12 protein-coding genes are annotated in these 20,998 nt (G+C 66.3%); 3 read left to right on the plus strand and 9 right to left on the minus strand.

Annotation, left to right across the window (positions count from 1 at the left end):
- Positions 1-42: 42 nt before the first annotated feature.
- The 6 genes from treY to treA form a co-directional block, all read right to left on the minus strand.
- Positions 43-2,460, minus strand: a complete 2,418-nt coding sequence (gene treY / locus K7W03_RS11535) for a malto-oligosyltrehalose synthase (RefSeq protein ID WP_103001021.1) — start codon at positions 2,458-2,460, stop codon at positions 43-45.
- Positions 2,457-4,172 carry a 4-alpha-glucanotransferase gene (gene malQ, locus K7W03_RS11540; protein ID WP_103001020.1) on the minus strand — a complete coding sequence of 572 codons (1,716 nt, stop codon included), beginning with the start codon at positions 4,170-4,172 and terminating at the stop codon, positions 2,457-2,459. The genes treY and malQ overlap by 4 nt, the downstream gene beginning before the upstream one ends.
- Positions 4,169-5,878, minus strand: coding sequence for a malto-oligosyltrehalose trehalohydrolase (gene treZ / locus K7W03_RS11545; RefSeq protein WP_103001019.1), 1,710 nt, complete (start codon positions 5,876-5,878; stop codon positions 4,169-4,171). The genes malQ and treZ overlap by 4 nt, the downstream gene beginning before the upstream one ends.
- Positions 5,875-7,980 carry a glycogen debranching protein GlgX gene (glgX, locus tag K7W03_RS11550; protein WP_103001018.1) on the minus strand — a complete coding sequence of 702 codons (2,106 nt, stop codon included), beginning with the start codon at positions 7,978-7,980 and terminating at the stop codon, positions 5,875-5,877. Before glgX ends, treZ begins: the two co-directional genes overlap by 4 nt.
- 30 nt (positions 7,981-8,010) lie before the next feature.
- On the minus strand, positions 8,011-8,223 hold the full coding sequence (locus K7W03_RS11555) for a DUF2934 domain-containing protein (RefSeq protein WP_025550207.1): 213 nt from the start codon (positions 8,221-8,223) through the stop codon (positions 8,011-8,013).
- Positions 8,224-8,350: 127 nt separating this feature from the next.
- Positions 8,351-9,931: an alpha,alpha-trehalase TreA gene (gene treA, locus K7W03_RS11560; protein ID WP_226870074.1), complete on the minus strand. Its 1,581-nt coding sequence runs from the start codon at positions 9,929-9,931 to the stop codon at positions 8,351-8,353.
- A 259-nt stretch (positions 9,932-10,190) separates the two neighbouring features.
- On the opposite strand from treA, the gene K7W03_RS11565 reads away from it, so the two are divergent.
- The 3 genes from K7W03_RS11565 to K7W03_RS11575 are packed head-to-tail and all read left to right on the plus strand — an operon-like array spanning position 10,191 to position 15,610.
- Positions 10,191-12,635, plus strand: a complete 2,445-nt coding sequence (locus tag K7W03_RS11565; RefSeq protein ID WP_222886366.1) for a TonB-dependent receptor — start codon at positions 10,191-10,193, stop codon at positions 12,633-12,635.
- Between the two features lie 6 nt (positions 12,636-12,641).
- Entirely contained in the window at positions 12,642-14,060 is a 1,419-nt protein-coding gene (locus tag K7W03_RS11570; RefSeq protein ID WP_222886367.1) for a sulfatase-like hydrolase/transferase, read from the plus strand.
- Positions 14,060-15,610 carry a sulfatase gene (locus K7W03_RS11575; protein WP_222886368.1) on the plus strand — a complete coding sequence of 517 codons (1,551 nt, stop codon included), beginning with the start codon at positions 14,060-14,062 and terminating at the stop codon, positions 15,608-15,610. Before K7W03_RS11570 ends, K7W03_RS11575 begins: the two co-directional genes overlap by 1 nt.
- A 78-nt stretch (positions 15,611-15,688) precedes the next feature.
- On the opposite strand, the gene K7W03_RS11580 is transcribed toward K7W03_RS11575, so the two are convergent.
- The 3 genes from K7W03_RS11580 to K7W03_RS11590 all read right to left on the minus strand — a co-directional run bounded on the left by K7W03_RS11580 (position 15,689) and on the right by K7W03_RS11590 (position 20,789).
- The gene (locus tag K7W03_RS11580; RefSeq protein ID WP_216614602.1) at positions 15,689-16,195 is read right to left on the minus strand and encodes a GFA family protein; all 507 of its coding nucleotides are present in this window, start codon (positions 16,193-16,195) and stop codon (positions 15,689-15,691) included.
- Positions 16,192-16,995: an exodeoxyribonuclease III gene (gene xth / locus K7W03_RS11585; RefSeq protein ID WP_140043359.1), complete on the minus strand. Its 804-nt coding sequence runs from the start codon at positions 16,993-16,995 to the stop codon at positions 16,192-16,194. The genes K7W03_RS11580 and xth overlap by 4 nt, the downstream gene beginning before the upstream one ends.
- Before the next feature lie 164 nt (positions 16,996-17,159).
- On the minus strand, positions 17,160-20,789 hold the full coding sequence (locus K7W03_RS11590) for an autotransporter domain-containing protein (protein ID WP_226870075.1): 3,630 nt from the start codon (positions 20,787-20,789) through the stop codon (positions 17,160-17,162).
- Positions 20,790-20,998: the final 209 nt, after the last annotated feature.

The raw sequence follows: 20,998 nt of genomic DNA on the forward strand, positions 1-20,998 counted from the left end.
CGTATACTCGCGGAACCTGCTTATGTTCCTCGACATTTCTCCTTATTCACTCAGGTTAATGAAATAGGGGGTGCTGGCGAACATTTCGGCTGCCAGCGGATCGACATCACCCTCCAACCGGCTGTCGCTCCACCATTGGGCCGGGGGCAGGGCGCCCTGTTCGGTCAAAATCCGTCCGCAGCGGATCATGACGGCGCAGCAAAGGCGCACGCCCGCATGACGGCGTTCGAACGCGAACATATGCGCCGCCAGGGGGCCAGCCGGGCAAAGCGGACGATAGCTGCCCAGCGCGAACAGGTCGGGATGATCCTTCCGGTAGCGGAGCAGGCGCTGGATGAGGGCCATCTTCTCCCCCTCTGCCACGTCGCCGTGGTCCAACAGGCGGAGCCGGCGTGCATAGTCGACGGGCCGCCGGTTGTCGGGATCGACGAGGCTCAGGTCTTCCAGTTCGCTACCCTGATAGATGTCGGGCATGCCGGGCAGGGTGAATTTGAGGGCGGTCTGGACCAGGCTGTCGGCGCGCGCCGCGGGGAGGAGCCGCGTCACGAAGGCCCCCATGTCCTGCGTGAATTCCGGTTTTGCCAGAAGGTGATGCAGCAGCTTACGGGCGTCCGCCTCATAGCCCGCTTCGGGTTGTTCCCAGCTCGATCGCAGCCGCGCTTCGCGGAGGGACTTTTCAAGCCAGCCGGAAATGCGGCCGGGAAAATCCTCCGGCAAAGCCCGATCGGCCGATGCCGGCCATGCGCCGAAAAGCGTCTGAAAGAGCTGGTAACGATCAGCGGGATGAATGTCGGCGCCGCATTCGTCCGCCATGCGCGACCATCGGCCGACCGCCTCCTCCCACAGTCGCGGGACGGCGCTCAGCACCGCAAGCCGCGCACGAACATCCTCGCCGCGCTTATGGTCGTGGGTCGCCGTCGCGAGCATGGCATGGGGAAAGACCTCTGCACGGGCCTGCACCCTTCGGTGAAATTCCTCCGGAGAAAGGGCGAACCGTTCCGGATCGGCGCCCACATCATTGGCAGATAGCAGCGGAGCGTAGCGGTAGAAGGCGGTGTCCTCCACGCCCTTGGCGGCGATGGGTGCGGAAAGCTGCTGGAAGCGCCGCACGGCCTCCGCAGCGCAGTCGGCATCGCCCGGACCAGTGCCTCCCAACCAGTCAAGGATATGCCTTGCCACCTCTGCCTCGCCGGGTGGGAGGTGCGGCTGAACGGCGTTCCAGGCCCGTTCACGGACCGTCGCGTCGCTCATCGGCGCAGCGCGGCCGTCGCCATAGGTGCGATAGACGGGAAAGACCCAGAGCAGCCGTTCGATCGCCCTGCGGATCATTGCGGGGGTGACGGCTTCCAGTGCGGCGTCGGCGGTCCGCGCCGAACCGGCAAGGGCAGCGAACGCAGCGACGCAGGCGGCAAGCTGGCCTTCGAACTGCCAGGACAGCATGTCGCGGCGCGCCTCCAGCAGCACCCTGGCCGGATCGCCATGATCGGGATCGAGGTTCTGCCACAATGCCCGGAGCGGCGCTTCACCGGACGGATCGTGGAGAAGCGCCGTCATGTCGCTCATGAAATCATAGCCGCTGGTGCCGTCGACTCCCCAATCGTGCGAAAGCGGCTCGTCCGCGGCCAGGATCTTCTCCACCACGATATAGGCGCGATCCGGTCCGGAACGGATCGCATCGAATGCGGCGCGCAGGGACCGGCAATAGGCGGCGGGGTCGGACAGGCCATCGACATGGTCGACCCGCACGCCGTCGATCAGCCCCTCCCCGAACAGGTCGAAATATAGCCGGTGCGTGGCATGGAATATGGCGGCGTCCTCGATCCGCAGGCCCGCCAGATCGTTGATCGAGAAAAAGCGCCGCCAGTTCAGCAGGTCATTGGCGGCGCGCCAGTGGACCAGCCGGTAATGCTGCATGTCCAGCAGGCGGCGCAGCTCGTCAGGTTCCTGTTCCAGCGATCCGGGCTTTAGCGGCAGCCGTTGGTCGCCATAGAGCAGCAGGTGCGGATCGTTTCCGGCTGAAAGCCTGATGTCGCCATCCTCGATCGCTTGGGTCAGGGGCGCCCCCAGCAGCGGCAGCACCAGCGGACCGCTCTGCCAGTCGATGTCGAACCAGCCCGCATAGGGGCTATCCGGGCCAAGGCGAAGAACGTCGTTCCAATAAGGGTTTTCGCCGCCCGCCACGCCCATGTGATTGGGCACGATGTCGATGACGATGCCCATGCCCCGCGCGCGAAGCGCGGCGACGAGGCTGCGGAAGCCGCTTTCGCCCCCCAGTTCGGGATTGATGCGGGTCGGATCGATCACGTCATAGCCATGGCTCGATCCGCTGCGCGCCATCGTGATCGGGGATGCATAGACATGGCTCACCCCCAGCGCCGCCAGATAGGGGACGATGTCCTCCGCCGCCGCGAAGGGGAAGTCGCGGGTCAGTTGCAGGCGGTAGGTAGCGCGCGGGATCAAGCGCCCCGCTCCCGGTTCAGCCGGTCGATGCGGCGGGATACATCCGGCCGGTCGAGCAGCTTTTCCATCCTGTCGGGCAGGCGCCGCCGCCAATTGGGATGCGTGTCGACGGTGCCCGGCAGATTGGGCTGTTCGATCATGCCGACCATATCCTCCATCGGAACAAGAAGCAGGGACGAAGGCGTCCCGGCCAGAAAGGCGAGCGCCCGGTCGATCACCATGTCCGGATCGTCTTTCGCGGGCATGGGCGTTGCTTCACCGATGGCGCGCCACAGCGCCTTGCGGTTCTGGTCCCGCTCCGCCCCGCTGTCCCCGCCGCGATCCAGCAGGTGGCTCCACTCAAGATCGCGTCCGGTCCACCAGCCCGCCAGCGTCGGCGTGTCATGCGTCCCGCTCATCGCCACCGATCGCGCCGGATAGGCGGCGGCGGGCAGGAATTCGCCAGCCTCATCGCGCGAGAAGGGCAGCACCGCCATGCCATGGATGCCCGCCGCCTCCAGCGCGGCGCTGAAGCCTGCAGGCCGGGTGCCCAGATCTTCCGCGATCACGATGGCGCGGGCGCGCCACGCCTCCAGCTTCACCAGCCGCAGCAGATCGTCGAACGGATAGCGGAGATAGGCGCCTTCGCTCGCCGCCCGTCCCTCCGGCACGACCCAGAGCCGTTGCAGGCCAAAGCCGTGATCGATGCGGATGCCGCCGCCCGCGGGCATATTGGCGCGCAACATGGCGATGAAGGGTTCGAAACCCCGTTCGACCAGCGCCAGCGGGCTAAAGCCCGTCAGCCCCCAATCCTGCCCCCGGGGGCCGAGCGGGTCGGGCGGCGCGCCGATCCGCAATCCCTGAAGAAAGGCGGCGGGATCGGATCGGGCGTCGCTGCCGCCGGGATCGACGCCGACGGCAAGATCGGCGATGAGGCCGATGGCCATGCCCGCCTCCCGCGCCGCTTGCTGGACGGCATCCAATCCACGCCGGGCATGGGATTGCAACAAGCCGGCGTCGTCACCGCCGACAGTCCGGCGGAGCGCCGCCAATTTGGCCGGGCCGGCCTTGCTCCAGTCGATCAGGTCCGATCCATCCGCTGCGGCTATGGGCTCGGCTTCCCCGAAAAGGATGTTGAGGGCAAGGCGGCTGGAAGGGGAATAGGGCGCGAAGCGGGCAGGGTCGTCCAGCGCATGGACCGGGCTGATCGCCACGGCATCGGCGCCCTTCGCGCCCAGCAGCCGCACCGCCTCGCAAAGCGTGCCGAAATCCCCGAAATCGCCGGAGCCGCGAAGGGATGGGATCTGGATGGCGACACCCCAGCAACGGCGGCCTATCGGCGGGCAGCGATCCGGCGCGATGGCGATGCGGATGCTGCCCTGTGCGGATTCCAGGCGGTAATAGCCCGGTTCCCCCACGCCGGATCGACGCAGGCTGTCCATGCCGATGTCGACGGCATGGCCTGCTTCGTCCAGCAATTGCGCGTCATGCAGCCGGTCGGGCAGGGGGATGGGCTTGTTCCGGTCCGCCGTGATCATGGCCGGCAGGCGATCCAGCCGGTGGCGGAGCGAGGCCCTGCTTCTGGCGATCTCCTCCGGCGTCCCGGCCGGCAGGTCCAGCGCCGTCAATATGGCGCGCAGGCTGCCGTCGCTGACCTCCTGCCGCGCGCCATCGGCATCGGTCCAGCATCGCATCAGCCCGGCTTCGGCGGCAAGGCGGTGAAGGTCGCTCATGGCTCCTCGATCCAAGCGGCGAAGCTGGCAGGGGCGCCGGGGGAATTGGTGGCGAACAGGGGTGGATCGGCCAGGATCGGATCGACGGGTGCGTCGCCCAGATTGAGCAGAATGGAAAGATGGCGGCCTGTTCCCAGCCGCCACCGGGCGCTGACGCAGTTCGGGGACAGCGCCCGGGCGCCCATTGCGCGGCATCCTTCCAGACCGGGCACGACATAGGCGTGGCGCAGGGCAAGCAGATTGCGGTAGAGGGCGCGCCATTCCTCCGCATCCTCGCCCGCGACGATGCGGGATTGCCCGAAAGCCTCAATGGCATTGGGGTCGGGAATGCGCGCGCGGGCTTCCGCGCTGGAAAAGCCGGCAAAACCGGCGAATTCACGCCGCCGCCCCTCGCGCACGGCATCGGCCAGTTCGTCATGGAAATCGGTGAAGAAGAGGAACGGGCTGCGCGCGCCCACCTCCTCCCCCATGAACAGCATCGGGATTTGCGGCATCAGCAGCAGCAGCGCCGTCGCCGCCCTGAGCCGCGCCGGATCGGTCAGGTCGATGATCCGCTCGCCCATCGCCCGGTTGCCGACCTGATCGTGATTCTGGAGGAAGGCGATGAAGGCCGTGGGCGGCAGATGCCCGCTGGGTGCGCCCCGCGTCCTGCCCTGCTGGTGCGGCGAGGCTTCGCCCTGATAGATGAAGCCCTGTTCGAGGCAGCGGGCGAGCTTTTCCGTAGGCTGCCGGGCGAAGTCGGCATAATAGGCGTCCCGCTCGCCGGTCAGCAGCACATGCAGGACATTGTGGAAATCGTCGTTCCATTGCGCGTCATAGCGGCGGCCGGGCATGAGCCGGTCGGGATCGTTGCGTTCATTTTCCAGCATCAGGTGGACATGGCGCTGGGGCCCGATGGCGCCGCGGATTTCGCCCGCCAGCCAGTCGAGGAACCGGTCGTCGCCTATGGCATGGACGGCATCGAAGCGCAGACCGTCGAAGCCATAGTCGTTGAGCCACATCAGCGCGTTTTCGCGGAAGAAGGCGGCGACCGGAGGACGGTCCACGGCGACCGCGCCACCCCAGGGCGTATGCCGCTCCGCATGGAAGAAGGGCGAGGCATAGGCGCCGAGATAATTTCCGTCCGGCCCGAAATGATTATAGACCACGTCCATGAAGATCATGAGGCCATGGCCATGGGCGGCATCGACCAGCGCGCGCAGGTCTTCCGGCGAGCCATAGGCTTCGGCCGGGGCGAAGGGCAGGACACCGTCATAACCCCAGTTCCGTGCCCCGCTGAAGGCATTGACCGGCATCAGTTCGATCGCTGTCACGCCCAGTTCCGCAAGTTCCGGCAACCGGGCCCGGACTCCAGCGAAGCCCTCTGCAAGACCGGCATGGATTTCATAGATGACCGTTTCGGTCCAGGGACGGCCGCGCCAGCTTTCGGCCGGCGGGTCGAGCGCCGTGATGACGCTCCACCCATGGACTCCGCCGGATTGCCGTCGGGAGGCGGGGTCGGGCACCGCCCGTTCCGGATCGAGGCGGAAGCGGTAGCGCGTTCCGGGCCCGGCGGGCGCTTCGGCAAGGAACCATCCGTCCGCCTGCGCGGCCATGGCGATCGGCGCGGCGTCTTCGATCTCCAGCGTCACCGCATCCCGGTCCGGTGCCCAGAGGCGGAAGCGCCAGCGGCCTTCTTCCAGTTCGACAGGGCCCCAGAGCGTCATGCGTCCGGCTTCTCGCCCACCCAGCGCACCAGCACGGCCGAATGGGCCTGCACGCCATAATCGCCGGCGATCTCGAACGATTCCCGCTCGGGCTGGGCGCTGTCGATCAGCACTTCATGCGAAGCGGAGGGCGCCGACAGGTGGAAGTCGATGGGCGCATCGCTGGCGTTCAACAGCAACGAAAGGGCCTCTACCCGTCCGTCCTCCAATCGGTGCGCGCGGCGCATCGCCAGCGCGCGCCCCTCCGGATTGTTCCAGTCCTCCTCGCTCAGCGGGTTCCCGCGCTCGTCCCACCATTCGATGTCGCCCACACCGGAGCCCGGGCCGTCCTGGCCGTAGAGAAAGGTCGATGCGCGCAGCACGGGATGGCTCCTGCGCAGGGCGATTAGCCGGGCGGTGAAGTCGAACAAGGCCTGGCCGGCCTCGCCCTCCATCATCGACCAGTCGAGCCAGCTTATCTCATTATCCTGGCAATAGGCATTGTTGTTGCCGCCCTGGGTCCGCCCGAACTCGTCCCCCGCCACCAGCATCGGCGTGCCGAGCGAGGCGAGCAGCGTCGTCAGCATGGCCCGCCGCACCCGGTTGCGCATGTCGTTGATGGCGGGATCGTCCGTCGGTCCCTCCGCGCCCCAGTTGCGCGAGAGATTATTGTCATGCCCGTCGCGATTATCCTCTCCATTGGCCTCATTATGCCGCTCCTCATAGGAAACGAGGTCGGCCAGCGTGTAGCCGTCATGGCTGGTGAGGAAATTGACGCTGGCCCAGGGCCGGCGGGCGCGGCGGTCGAACAGGTCGCCGGACCCGGAAAGCCGCGCGGCGAGATCGGCGCGCTGCCCCGGATCGCCGCGCCAGAAGCGGCGGGTGGTGTCGCGGAAGCGGTCGTTCCATTCGGCAAAACCCGGCGGGAAATTGCCGAGCTGGTATCCGCCCATGCCGACGTCCCATGGTTCCGCGATCAGCTTCAGCCGGCCCAATATCGGGTCCTGCCGCAGCACGTCGAACAGCCCGGCATTGGGATCGAACCCATGGTCGGTGCGCCCCAGCGTCAGCCCCAGGTCGAAGCGGAAACCGTCGACGCCGAAGCTGGTCGCCCAGTAACGCAGCGAATCCGCCACCATCTGGATCACGCGGGCATGGGTCAGTTTGAAGGTGTTGCCGGTGCCGGTGTCGTTCAGGCAATAGCGTGGCTCGCCCGGCACCAGCCTGTAATAGGTCGCATTGTCGATACCGCGCCAGGACAGGGTCGGCCCCAGTTCGCTCCCTTCGCAGCTATGATTATAGACGACGTCGAGAATGACCTCGATCCCCGCGGCATGCAGCCGGCGCACCGCGACGCGCAGTTCATCATGCGTATCCCCGGCGAAATAGCTGGGTTCCGGCGCGAAGAAGCTGAGCGTGTTATAGCCCCAATAGTTGCGCAGCCCCTTTTCCTGAAGGAAGCGGTCCTGCACGAAGGCGTGGATCGGCATCAGCTCCAGCGTCGTGACGCCCAGTCGCTTCATATGGTCGATGACCCTGGGGTGCGCGAGCGCGGCGAAGGTGCCCCGTTCCTGCGGCGGCGCGGCCTCCAGCAATTTGGTCAGTCCCTTCGCATGGGCTTCGTAGATGACGGTTTCCGACCAGGGCACGTTGGGCCGCACGTCGCGGGACCAGTCGAAACTGTCATGAGTCACCACCGCCTTGGGCATGGCCGCCGCGCTGTCCCGCCGGTCGAAGCCCAGATCGGTGCGCCGCCCCCGTACCGGATAGCCGTGCAGCACGTCGTTCCATCGCAGGCTGCCCGTCAGGCGCCGGGCATAGGGGTCGAGCAGCAGCTTGTTCGGGTTGAAGCGATGCCCCTGTTCCGGCGCATAGGGTCCGTGCACGCGATAGCCATAGAGCAGGCCGGGCCGCGCATCGGGAAGATAGCCGTGCCAGACCTCATCCGTGCATTCCGGCAGGGTCAGGCGGGCGATTTCCTTGCGGCCTTTCGGATCGAACAGGCAGAGGTCAACCCGGTCTGCATTGGCGGAGAAAAGGGCGAAATTGACGCCCAACCCGTCGAAGGTGGCGCCCAGGGGGTAGGGTGATCCGCCCTCAAGGCGGTCGGGATATTGGCTCAAGCGGGCTCCGGCTATGCTGGAATGGACGGATCAGGCCGATTTCGTTCGGGAGGCGGGCCTGGAGAGCAGCTCGGCGGCGGCACCGGTCGCCAGCGGATTGGGGAGGGTGCTGTCCTCCGGAAGTCCGCCGATCTCCGCCTCGGCCTGCCGCCAATGATCCTCGGCCAATCCTTCGGGGTGGCCCTGCGCCTCCCATATGGCATAGGCGCGCTCTCGAATCCTGTCTTCGGTATCGTCCGGCATGGAGCCTCCCTCGGCGGCCCTGATGGCTGCCTCGGTCAAATGCGTGGGATGCGAATAGGATGCGCAGTCTGATCTGGATCAGTAAAATTTCAGCCCGGACGTCAGCCCCGCCCAGCGCCATTGCGCGTCATTCGGTAGCAAGTTCGGGATATTTCTCCATGATCGCGCTGGTCACGCCATTGGTCCAACCGAAGCCGTCCTGTGTCGGATATTCGCCGCCGCCGCCGGGCTTGCGTTTCTCCACATCATATTTTTCCAGCATCCGGCCGGTCTCGACATAGGCGGCCGTCACCGTGCCCAGCCAGCGCCTGGCGATTTCGCGCGCCAGCGCGGCTTCACCCGACCGCTCAAGTCCCGCAATCGCGATCCATTGCAGCGGCGCCCAGCCATTGGGCGTATCCCATTGCTGGCCGGTGCGCAGCGTCGTTGTGCGCAGCCCGCCCACCGCCAGCAACCGGCTCCGCACGGTCGCGCCGACCGCCTTCGCCTGGGCGGGCGAAGCGGCGCCGGCGAACAGCGGGTAGAGCGTGGCGGCCGACAGAACCGGCGTCGGCTTGCGGGCGGTGCGGTCCCAATCGGCATAGCGGCCCTCGCGCGCTACCCAGAAATAGCGGTCCAGCGCTCCGCGCCTCTGCCTTGCCAGACGGGTGAAGCGATCGGCGCAGGCGCCGTCCCGCGCTTCGCCGCAACGGCGGGCGATGGTCTCCTCCACGATCAGCATCAGGCTGTTGAGGTCGACGGGCACGATGTCGGCGGTGCGGATCGATGAAAGCCGGCGCGGGTCCGCTAGCCAGCGGCTGCTGAAGTCCCATCCGCTTTCCGCCCCGGCGCGCAGATGGCGGTAGAGCGCCTGGGCGGGGCGCGTCCGGTCCTCTGCCGCCGTCGCCACATCTTCGGCATAGGATTCGTCGCGGGGCTGCGGAACATCGTCCCAATAGCGGTTGAGCAGCGTGCCGTCCGGCATTTTGACGACCCGCGCGCATGCGCCGCCGGCGTCGACACAGCTGGCGCCCCTCATCCAATAATCATATTCGCGGCGCAACGCGGCAAGCCGTCGGGCGTCGACCGTGGGATCGCCCTGTTTCGACAGGCCCAGCATCAGCGCGAAAAAGGGCGGCTGCGACCGGCCCAGATAATAGCTGCGCATGCCGTTGGGAATATGGCCATAGCGCTCGATGGCCGCCGTGAAATCCGTCAGCATGGATTCGATCAGCGGCTGCTGCCCGTCGACGGCCAGGCCGAGCATGGTGAAATAGCTGTCCCAATAATAGATTTCGCGGAAGCGGCCGCCCGGCACGACATAGGGCGCCTCCATCGGCAGGGCGGAACTGCCCGGCGCCACGGCTTCGGGCTGGCGCACCAGCGTGGGCCAGAGCGTCCGGATGTGCCGGCGCAGGGTGCCGGCGTTACGGTCATTGACGCCCGGCACGGCGAAATTGGCAAGGACGAAGCTGCGCAGCGCTTCCTTGTCCTGCGGCCTGCTGCTTCGGAAATCGGCCATGATCGCGTCCGGCGCGCGCCGGGGCACTGCGTCGACGAAGGTCTTGCCGTCGGGGAACAGCCGCTGCGTTTGCACGGCCCGGAACAGGTCGCCATAAATCTCCGCCGGGGAGGTTTGGGCCGAAATCGACGCCGGCAGCGTCAATATTGCAGCCAGCATGACGATACGCCGCCAGGGCGACGACTTCATGGCCGATCGGACGTGCATGGTTCCTCTCTCCTTGACCGAAGACTTTATTATGATGCGCTCCCGTGCCGCGCGGACCGGCTTCTTCTCGCTCTCTTCACCGGAGGGATCAAAGGAAAACCTCTCTCCATTGAGACATTAATGCAACGATTGCGCGGAAAAAAGAAGAGCATAGCGGCTATGGATGCACTTTCCATTCCGTCATCGAAAACAGATGCAGTATGTCAGCGGCAGATCGGCGGGGCATCGATCGCGCCGACTTCGGAAGAGGGAGGAAGTCATGCCGAAAAGCCTTCAACGCCGCCTGATGGCGGGTGTTACCGTCAGCGCCTTTTTCACCGCCTTTCCCGCCCTGGCCCAGGTTGCAGGCGGCAGCGCCGCTCCGCCGGAAGAAGCCAGCGACGTGGAGATCGTGGTCGTCGGCACCGCCGGCGCGGGCACGCGGCGGCAGGATGCGTCCTTCGCCGTCACCTCGCTCAATAGCGAAGCGATCACGCGGGCGGCGCCCAACAGCACCGCCGACCTTCTGCGCACCGTGCCGGGCGTCATGGCGGAAAGCTCCGGTGGCCAGAACGGCGCCAATATCTTCGTGCGCGGCTATCCGTCGGGTGGCGACGCGCAGTTCGTGACCTTCCAGCTTGCCGGCGTGCCGATCTTTCCGCCGCCGACATTGTCCTTCCTGGAAAACTCGCAACTCATCCGGCTGGACGAGACGGTGCAGCGCGTCGAAGCGGTGCGCGGCGGCACCGGCTCCCTCTTCTCCAGCGGCCAGCCGGGCCTGACCGTAAACGTCGTGCCGCGGATCGGCGGGGCGGATTTCAAGGGTTCCGCCAAGATTTCCTATACCGATTATGACGAGATTCGCGGCGACGCCTGGGTCTCCGGCCCGCTCGGCCCCGACACGGGTTTCATGGTCGGCGGCTTCTACGCGCAGGGCAACGGCATTCGCGATCCGCGCTATCGGGCGGAAAAGGGCGGCCAGATCACCGCGAACATCCATCATGACTTTGGCGGCCGCGGTTCGGTGGAGGTATATGCCCGCTATCTCAACGATCACGGCCAGTGGCTGCTGCCGATCCCCGTCGTCTCGAACGGCGGCAAGATCAGCGCCTATCCCGGCTTCGATGCGGGGACGGACACGCTGAACGGTCCGGATACGCGCCGCGTCACCAATCTGGTCGGGCGCGCCGTCGATCTGGCCGACGGACGCGGGGCCAAGGTGATCAACACCGGCATCACCTTCGACTACGAACTGGTCGACGGGCTGCGTTTCCGCGAGCGCATGAGCTTCCTGGGCGGGCGCGCCGACACGGTCGGGCTGGTGCCGGTGGCGGCGCCGGTAGCCGCTTCCGCCATGGTGCAGACGCTGGGCGGAACGGGCGCGACGCTGGCCTCGCTCACCTATGCCAATGGCGGTGGCGTGGTTCCGACCGGAGCCAATACGCAGGTGCTGCGCGCCGGCATCTGGGAAGTGCGCAAGAAGATCTCCTCCTTCGTCGCAGACAGCGCGCTGGAATGGGCATCGGGCAACAACAAGCTGACCGGCGGCTATTATTTCGCGGACTACACCACCCGCGACCAATGGGTGCTGGGCAATCAGGTGCTGTTGCAGGCGGAACCCAATGCGCGGCGGCTCGACATGACGCTGACCAGTGGAGCCGGGGTGTTGCAGGCAGCGACGCTCAACGGTTTCTCCAGCGGGCCCGCCTTCCAGGTGCGCGGCAATTATGAGGGCAAGGACTATGCCTTCTACGCGGTGGATGAATTGCAGATCACGCCCGAACTGCGCGTGGATGGCGGCGTGCGGTGGCAGCGCCATGTGGTCGATGCGACGCTCAGCACATCGGCCGATGGCGGTTCGTTCGATCTGGATGGCAATCCCAACACATTGTACGACAATGCGATTACTCGGCTGGGGCCGCCACGCTCAATCCGTTACCGGGACTCGGCCTGGTCGTGGACCGTCGGCGCGAATTACGATTTCAGCCGGGAGATCGGTGTGTTCGCCCGGTACAGTCGGGGCAACAGCTTCCCGCAATTCGACAATCTGCGCGAGGCGTCCGCCACCAATATTGCAGACAAGACTGGTCTTGCCGCCGTTGCCGAGGTGGATACCTATGAGGCGGGCGTGAAAATATCGACTGCCTTCGCCAATCTCTATGCGACGGTATTCCACAACAAGTTCGATGGTCTTGCCACCACGACGCTGATCAACAATGTGCCGATCAGTTCGAATGGCGGCGCGAAGGCGACGGGCGTGGAACTGGAAGGCGCGCTGCGGCCGTTCGAGGGGTTCAGCATTTCCGGCGCGCTGACCTGGCTGGACGCCACCTATCGCGGCTTTTTCAGCGGCGGCGGCACGATCGACAACACCGGCAACCGCGTGCAGCGGCAGCCCAAATGGGCCTGGCGCGTCACCCCTGCCTATGAAGTGACGGTGGGCAGCCTCAAACCCTCCGTCTTCGCGACGCTGCAATATACCGGGGACCGCTTCTCCGATCCGGAGAACAACCAGTTGCTGCCGAATTTCTACCAGCTTGACGCGGGCGTGGCTGTCACCGTCAACGACCGCATCCGCCTGGCCGTCACGGGCAACAACCTGACCGACGAGATCGGATTGACGGAGGGCAATCCGCGCATCATCGGCGGGCAAGGCTCCGGCCCGATCCTGGCGCGCCCGATCCTGGGCCGATCCTTCCGGTTCAGCGCCGCGGTCAATTTCTGATCGCTGATGGACCGGCGCGACCTTCTGAAGGGAATGGCCGGGGCGGCGGCAGCGTCCGTCGCCCCGACCGGCCTGTCCCAGACGCGGCGGGGCAGGGCGCGCAACGTGCTGCTGCTGATTTCCGACGATCAGGGCCTGGACCTCGGCTGTTATGGCGTGCCGATCCGCACCCCGCGCATCGATCGGCTGGCGGGGGAGGGGACGCGCTTCACCCAGGGCTTTGCCGCCGTATCCTCCTGCAGTCCCAGCCGGGCGGTGATCAATAGCGGGCTCTACACGCACCAGAACGGCATGTACGGGCTCCAGCACGACATCCATCACCAGTCGTTGCTGCCGGGAATAGAAACGCTGCCCTCGCTCCTGCGGCGGGCGGGCCATGCGACGGCGCTTGTGGGCAAGAAGCATGTGGGGCCGGACTCGGCCTTTCCCTATGAGGCGGAACTTGTGCCCGAACGGTCGGGCATCCGCGATGTCCGCGAACTGGCGATTGCGGCGTCCAGCTTCATCCGCTCCACGGACGATCGGCCTTTCTTCGTCACCATCGCCTATAGCGATCCGCATCGCGCCGCCGTCGATTATGGCAACGACCGGCCGTGGCCGGGCGTGAAGCCGGCCCGCTACGATCCGCGCAAAGTGCCCGTTCCGTCCCATCTGCCCGATCTGCCGGCCGTCAGAGCCGACCTGGCGGAATATTATGAGTCCGTCAGCCGCCTGGACAGCGGGGTCGGCATGGTCCTGGACGATCTTGCCGCGACCGGCCGCGCCGACGATACGCTGGTGATCTTCCTCAGCGACAATGGGCGGCCCTTTCCCGGCGCGAAGACCAATCTCTACGACGCCGGACTGCACCTGCCGCTGATCATCCGCGCCCCGGGAAGCGCGACCGCGGTCAACGATGCGATGGTGAGCTGGGTCGACATCGCGCCGACCATATTGGAATGGACCGGCGTCGCCGCGCCGACCGCCTATGCGCTTTCCGGCCGTTCGCTGCTGCCGCTGCTGGGCCGCCGCGCCGATCCGCAATGCGACGCCGTGTTCGCCAGCCACGACTTTCATGAGATCAACCAATATTATCCCATGCGGGCCATCCGCACGCGGACGCACAGCTATATTCTCAACCTCGCCTCGCCGCTGGACTATCCCATCGCCGGAGACGTGGCGGGTTCTCCGGCGTGGAAGGCGATCAGCGCCGATCCCGCCATCCGCCTGGGGAAGAGGACGCAGGCAGCCTATCTCAAGCGGGACGCGGAGGAGCTTTACGACCTGACGCGAGATCCGGATGAGCTGGGGAACGTCGCCGCCGATCCCGCCTATGCCGGGGTCAAGCGGACGCTGGCCGAACGTCTTCATGCCATGCGGGCGGCGACCAAAGACCCCTGGCTGGCCGGACAGACCGATCCCTATTCGCATATGGGACGGCCGTGATGGCGGACGAGCTGGACCGGCGCGGCCTGTTGCTGGCCGGCAGCGCGGGGGCATTCGGCCTTTACAGTTGGGCGACGGCGGATGCCGCGGCCGTTCCGGCCAAAAAGAAGCGGTTGAAGCTGCGCCGCCGCGCGGGGACCAGGCCGAAGAATATCCTGGTCGTCCTCACCGACGATCATCGCTACGACGCGATCGGCTTCATGAAGGCGCAATCCTTCGGGGAGACGCCGACGCTGGACCGGCTGGCGCGGGAGGGGGTGCATTTCAGGAACGCCTTCGTCACCACCGCCCTGTGTTCGCCCAGTCGCGCCACGATCTTCACCGGGCTCTATGCACATCAGCACAGGGTGGTGGACAATAATCATCCGATACCGGCCGGCCTCATCTACTATCCTGAATATCTCCGGCAGGCGGGCTATGAGACCGCCTTCATCGGCAAATGGCACATGGGGCAGGAAACGGACCAGCCCCAGCCCGGCTTCGACCATTGGGTCAGCTTCAAGGGGCAGGGCACCTATCTGCCGGGCGAGGATGGCCTGAACGTCAATGGCCGCAAGGTGCCGCAAAGGGGCTATATCACCGACGAACTGACCGACTATGCGATAGACTGGATCGGCAAGCGCGACGGCAAGCGCCCGTGGATGATGCATCTGGCGCACAAGGCCGTCCATTCGGAGTTCATTCCGGCCGAGCGGCATGCAGGGCGCTATTCCGGGGAGACGTTCCGCTATCCGGACACGATGAAGCCAGATGTTCCGGGCCGGCCGATGTGGGTCGAAAACCAGCGCAACAGTTGGCACGGCGTCGACTATGCCTATCACGGCAAGCTCGACATCGCCGACTATTACAAGCGCTATATGGAAACATTGCTGGCCGTCGACGAAGGACTGGCGCGTATCATGGACCTGCTGGAACGAAGGGGCGATCTGGACGACACGCTGATCCTCTATATGGGCGACAACGGGTTCATGTTCGGGGAACATGGGCTGATCGACAAGCGCGCTGCCTATGAGGAATCGATGCGCGTGCCGATGCTGATGCGTTGTCCCTCCCTCTTCGGCCCGCGGACGGTGGACGACATCGTCGCCAATCTCGACGTTGCGCCCACCATGCTCGCCGCCGCGGGGCTGGAGGCGCCGGATGGGCTTGCCGGCATGGACATGTTGCCGCTGGCGCAGGGACGGGTGGTCCCGTGGCGCAAGGATCTGGTTTATGAATATTATTGGGAACGCAACTTCCCGCAGACGCCGACCGTCCATGCCCTGCGCGAGGATCGGTATAAATATATCCACTTCCACGGCATCTGGGACGTGGACGAACTCTACGACTTGGCGGCCGATCCGCAGGAGAGCGACAATCTGCTGGCCAGGCCGGGGCATGAGCAACTGGCCGAACGGATGAGCGCGAAGCTGTTCCGGATGCTGGAGGAAACGGGCGGCATGCAGATTCCGCTCAGCCCGGATGCCGGGGAGCGGAACGAACTGCGCGATCCCAAAGGCTCGCCGGCCGCTCCTTTCCCGCCGCGCTTCTATCGGCCATCGGGAAGATAGCGACGCGAAGATAGGGCGGGGCGGACGGAAGGGGACCGGAAGATGAAATTGGTCATCGAACCGTTGCCGACGCCTCCATCACCGCGCGCCCGAACTCGTTGCGCTCGACGACAGCCATGCACCTCTGCTGGCTGAGGAATCGCCGCCGGAAACGCCATCGTCCAGTCCCACCGTATCGGGCCGGAAACCGGCATGGCGCGGCAAGGCATCGGCCATTTCGAACCAGGCAATGCGGCTGGCATCCCAGATATGGAATTGAGGGGCAAGGGCGGAGGGATCGTCAAGCGTGGCAATCGTGAAGTCGATCGTGTCGGGCTGGTGATCGACCTGCATGGTGAGAGGCGTTCCGCACGCGGCGCAAAAGCCGCGCTCGCCAAAGTCGGAGGACCGGCGGACGGCGCGTTCGCCCGCGACGATGCGAAAGTCCCCGACCGGAACCGTGGCAAAGGCCATGACCGGCGCGCCGCTCGTCAACTGGCATAGCCGGCAGTGGCAATAACCTGCATCGAAGGGCGGGGAATGAAGCGCATAACGCACCGCGCCGCAGGCGCAGCCGCCGGAAAGCATGGCAGAGGCGTTCATCATCCCTTCTCCCTGGCGCGCGGCGGCGGCGCATCCGCCAGTTCGATCCAGACCGGCGCATGGTCGCTGGTCTTTTCCCAGCCGCGCACGTCGCGATCCACTTCGGCGGCGACGAGCCGGTTCGAAAGGGCCGGACTGAGCAGCAGGTGATCGATCCTGAGTCCCGCATTGCGCGCATGGGCGTTCCGGAAATAATCCCAGAAGGTGTAGATGGTTTCATCGGGATGAAGCGTGCGGAGGCTGTCCGTCCAGCCCTGGTCGAGCAGACGGAAATAGGCTGCCCTGACCTCCGGCGCGAAGAGCGCGTCGTCGCGCCAGCGTTCCGGCTTATAGACGTCGAGGTCCGTGGGCATGACGTTGAAGTCGCCGGCGAGCACGACCGGCAGTCGCTGGTCGATGAACCCGGCGGCATGGTCGATCAGCCGGTCGAACCAGCGGAGCTTATAGTCGAACTTGGGGCCGGGGCGGGGATTGCCATTGGGAAGATAGAGGCCGCCTATGAGGATGCCGTTCACCGCCGCCTCGATATAGCGGCTGTGGCTGTCGTCGGGATCGCCGGGCAGGCCGCGCCGGGTTTCGTGGATTTCGCCGACGCGGCTGAGGATCGCCACGCCGTTCCAGCTTTTCTGGCCATGCCAGACCGCATCATATCCAAGGTCACGGATCGGCCCTTCCGGAAACTTCTCGTCGGGCGCCTTGAGTTCCTGAAGGCAGACGATGTCAGGCCGCGCCTCGGCCAGCCAGCGAAGCAGGACAGGGAGCCGGCCGTTGACCCCGTTCACATTGTAGGTCGCGACCTTCACGGCCCGGGCGACAGCCGGCGGGCGTCATGGGCCATGACCGCCGCATCTTGCGCCAAAATATCGTCGCCTGTCTTCATGGTGATTCAGGAGACGCCCGTCCGCGGGACTCGTTCCGCCCTCATGTCGCTTCTTCGGCCATTATCCATGCGGCGCGGCTTTCTTCGTCAGAATTGCCATAGCAGCCCCACCCGCGCGGCATGGTTCTGACTGGCCGGCGAGAGCGCGCCGCTGTAGCCGAGATTGATCCGCATGTTCGATCCCACCGCCGCTTCCAGCCCGATCTCGCTGACCAGCGTGTCGCGGGCGATCGGCAAGCCCGTCACATGGAAATGCTGGCCGCCCAGGGCGGCTCCCACCACCGGAAGCTGATCTCCCAAAGCATGCTGCCAACCGGCCGATGCGCGCAAGGTCAGCGATGAAGCGCCCCATTGCAGCCGGGTGTCGCCGCGCAGACCGGCGGTCGCGAAGCTGGTCCGCATCGAATCCCCGCCCAATGCCAGCGCCGCGCTGCCGCCGCTTTCCTGCCCTTTTCCGACGCGAAGCTGCACATGCGCCATGCTGATGAAGGGTTCCAGCGCTCCGGCGGACAGGGCGAAGCGATGGGCCGCCTCGGCAAAGGCCTGGGTCGTCGTGGCGCGGTACCGTGTGCTGAGGCTATCCGCGAACCCAGCGAAGGCGACCGAGCGTCGCGCGTCAATGTCCTGCCAACTGACGATAAGACCGCCGCGCAGCGTGACTGGCGCCAGCGCAGCGCCGCCATAGAAACCGGCATGGTAGCTGTCGATGTCGGCATAGCCCTGCGCCCTCATGGCGGCGCGATGATGGCCGCCGACGATACCCAGCCGCAGCGTCGTTTCCGGCACCTGCCATTCGGCCCCGAACAAGGCGCCCGACGAACCTTGCGCCACGACCGACGCATTGTCATGGCCCCGCCGGTTGCCCCATTCGTCAAGCGCCTTCCCCCAATAGGCAGGCCCCGGCCGGTCGTCGGCCGAACCGCGCAGCCGTTCCAGCGTGGCATCGCGCGAAAGGCCGCTGGCCTCCACCAGCGCCGTACGGATCGAGGCGTGGAACGCCCCGGAAAGCCGGTCGAAGGCATTGCGCGCCGTGTCCGCATCGCTCAGCAGCACGGCGTCATAGGCCGCATTGCCCGAACCCAGTGTCTGGAGCGCGGCTCCGGCGGCGCGCTGGTTGGACGTGGCGGCCACCTCATCGAACCGGACGTCGTTGCGCCTGAGCGTCAGGGTGACCGCATTGGCCGAATAGCCAAGGCTCGGCGTCAGGAAGGCGAAGGAGGAGGTGACCGTGTCGAACCGCCCCCGGATTCCAGCCTGGGCGGTGAGGATGGTATAGGTCGCGCTTGGCCGATATGCGCCGTTCGCGCCGATATGCGCCACCGTGCCGCCAAGCGTCGCCGTGCCCAGCACATCGATGCGGTCAGTGACCGTGCCCGATGGATCGACCTCGATCTCCGTACGGCTGCCCGGCGACAGTTCCAGATCGCCTTCCACCGTGAGCGTCGCGATGCCTGGCCCTGGCGCGATTATCCCTCCCGGTGCGATCCGCACCGAGCCCAGGCGGCCGCGTCCCGCCAGAAGGCTGCCGCCCTCCACCGCCAGCGCGCCGCCTAGCGCGCCGTCGACCGTCAAGCGACCGAACCGCACTTGCGTGGCGCCGGTAAAATCCCGCGATCCGCCGGTCAGCGTCAGATCGCCGGTTCCTGCCTTGATGAAGCGGCCGGCACCCGCCAGCGTGCCTGCATAGCGGCTGTCGCCCGGTTCCTCGAACAGCAGTTCGGCGCCCGGGTTCAGAACGGCGTCGCCGGTGAAGCGGCTGGCGGCGGTGGCCAGCCGCCCTTCTTCCAGCCGCCAGTCCAGCGTGCTTGCTCCCATGAGCGTCAGAACGCCGCTGCCGCGCTTCACCATCCGGCCCGCAATGCCGCCAAGCGGGCGGATGCCACTGGCAAAGCCTTCATTGGTTCGCTGGTCGAACACTATTGTCGCCGCGTTCGATATGTCGCCGCGGATCGACAGCGCATTGCCGACCAGCGTGCCCGCCGCAACCTCCGTATTGCCGGCATAGCCGTTCACGCCCGACAGGATCAGCGTGCCCGCGTCCTGCTTGACGAGCGTGGTGTTGCCCGACAGAGCCGCCGCGATTTCGGCGGTCATCGTTGTGCTCCAGACGCTTCCGTCACCGACCCGGATGACCGTGCGGTCGCCTCCCGCCAGCGTCAGCTCGCTTCCCGACAGTTGGTAGCCGGTCACGGCGAACTGCATGCCCGCGGTCGACAATGCCCCCGCGCTGTCGTCCAGGACCACCTGTCCGCCACGCCCGGCAAAGATGGCGAAGGCGGCGGGATCGGCGGTGCGGCTGCTCGCGCCATCCTCCCCGGTCCAGTCCGGCGTCCCGGCGCGCCATGTGCCGGGCCCGCCATCCACCCTGCCGTCGGAATGGCGCGTTGGATCGCCGCCATCCCAGAAAAGCAGCGGGCGTGCGGACGCGCCGGACAGCAGGTTCACCTGACCCGCCATCGCCGTCTGGACCGACAGCCTGCCTGGAACCTGTCCGGGCGGCGGAGCGCCGAGTTCCAGGCCATGATCGGTCAACTGCCCGCCATAGCTGAACAGCCGGTAGAGGCCGTCTTCCAGAGGATCGCTGCCGCCAAGGTCGAGGATGCCGTCGAGTGTCAGGTTCCCGGCTATATCGAACAATGCCGGATCGCCCGACCGGCGCAGGGCGGCCACGACGACCGATCCCGAACCCAGCTTCAGGCTGGCCATGTGGAGCGTGTCGCCACCCCTGCCCAGCAGGCGGCCGCCGCCTCCGACATCGACCGCGCCGACCCGGCCCGTGCCGCTCAGCACGCCGCCGTCGGAAAGGCGAAGCGTGCCGCCCAGCGCGCCATCGACCCGCAATGCGCTGCCTTCGACGCGGGTGGCGCCAGTGAAATCGCCCGATTGCCCGGTCATCAAGAGCGTTGCGGAGCCGGTCACGTCGAATCCCCCGCTGCCGGATAGCCGATAGGGATATACCGTTTCCGCGCCCGTCATGTTGCCGGAGGAGAAGGTCAGCGCACCTCCACCGCCGATTTCGACATCGCCGCCAAATCCCTGGGCGCGGGCGATCAGCCGCCCCTCGTCCACCCGCCAGTTCAGTGCATTGCCGCCGCCCAGCGTGAGGGCACCCGCGCCCTGCTTGATCATATATCCCCAGAAGCTGAACACCCCGCTGACATTCCCGGCGAAGGTCGCGTCCTCCTCCTGGCCGAAGATCACGGTGCCGCCATTTTCCAGATCGCCCCGGATCGAATGGACATTGCCAATGACGGTGCCGCCATCCACCCGCGTGTTGCCCAGATAGCTGTTCTTGCCGGTCAGCACGACCGTGCCCAGATCGTTGAAGAACACGCCGCCCGTGCCGGTCAGTTCCGCATCGATCCGGGTGGTGGTGCCCATTTCCGACCGGATCGAGGTATAGGCGCCGCCGTCCAGCTTCAACGACCCGCTGGTGAGGCGATAGCCGTCCGACCGGAACAGCATGCCGGTGACGGACGGCACGCCCTGGCTGTCGTCCATGGTGACCGTTCCCGGCCTTCCCTGGAATATCGCAAAGGCGGGCACCGGGCGCATCGGGCCGTTGATGACGCCGTTGCTGTCGGTCCAGCTCGGTTCCGTCATGCGCCAGAGGCCGGACCCCCCGTCTACGGCGCCATTGGCGTGCAGTTCAGGATCGCTGCCATCCCAGAAGCGGAGCGCCGTCTGCGCCTCCGCTTCGGCGGGCGTCATCATCATGCCCCCCAGGAAAAGCGCTGCGGTCGTGTCCCGCGCGATCGATCCGGACTGCGCAAACCCTCCGCGTCGACCCCTACGTCGCATCGGCCTGTTCCCTTTTCACGCCAGCCCCCGAAGGGGATTGCGCCCGCTAAGCAGTTCATCGGCAACGCTTTTGCGCCGATCTGTGAGATTGGCGCGGGGAAGGGAGGCGCGCAACATTCCATCCG

The organism is Sphingobium sp. PNB (assembly GCF_019873065.1).
Taxonomy (GTDB): domain Bacteria; phylum Pseudomonadota; class Alphaproteobacteria; order Sphingomonadales; family Sphingomonadaceae; genus Sphingobium; species Sphingobium fuliginis.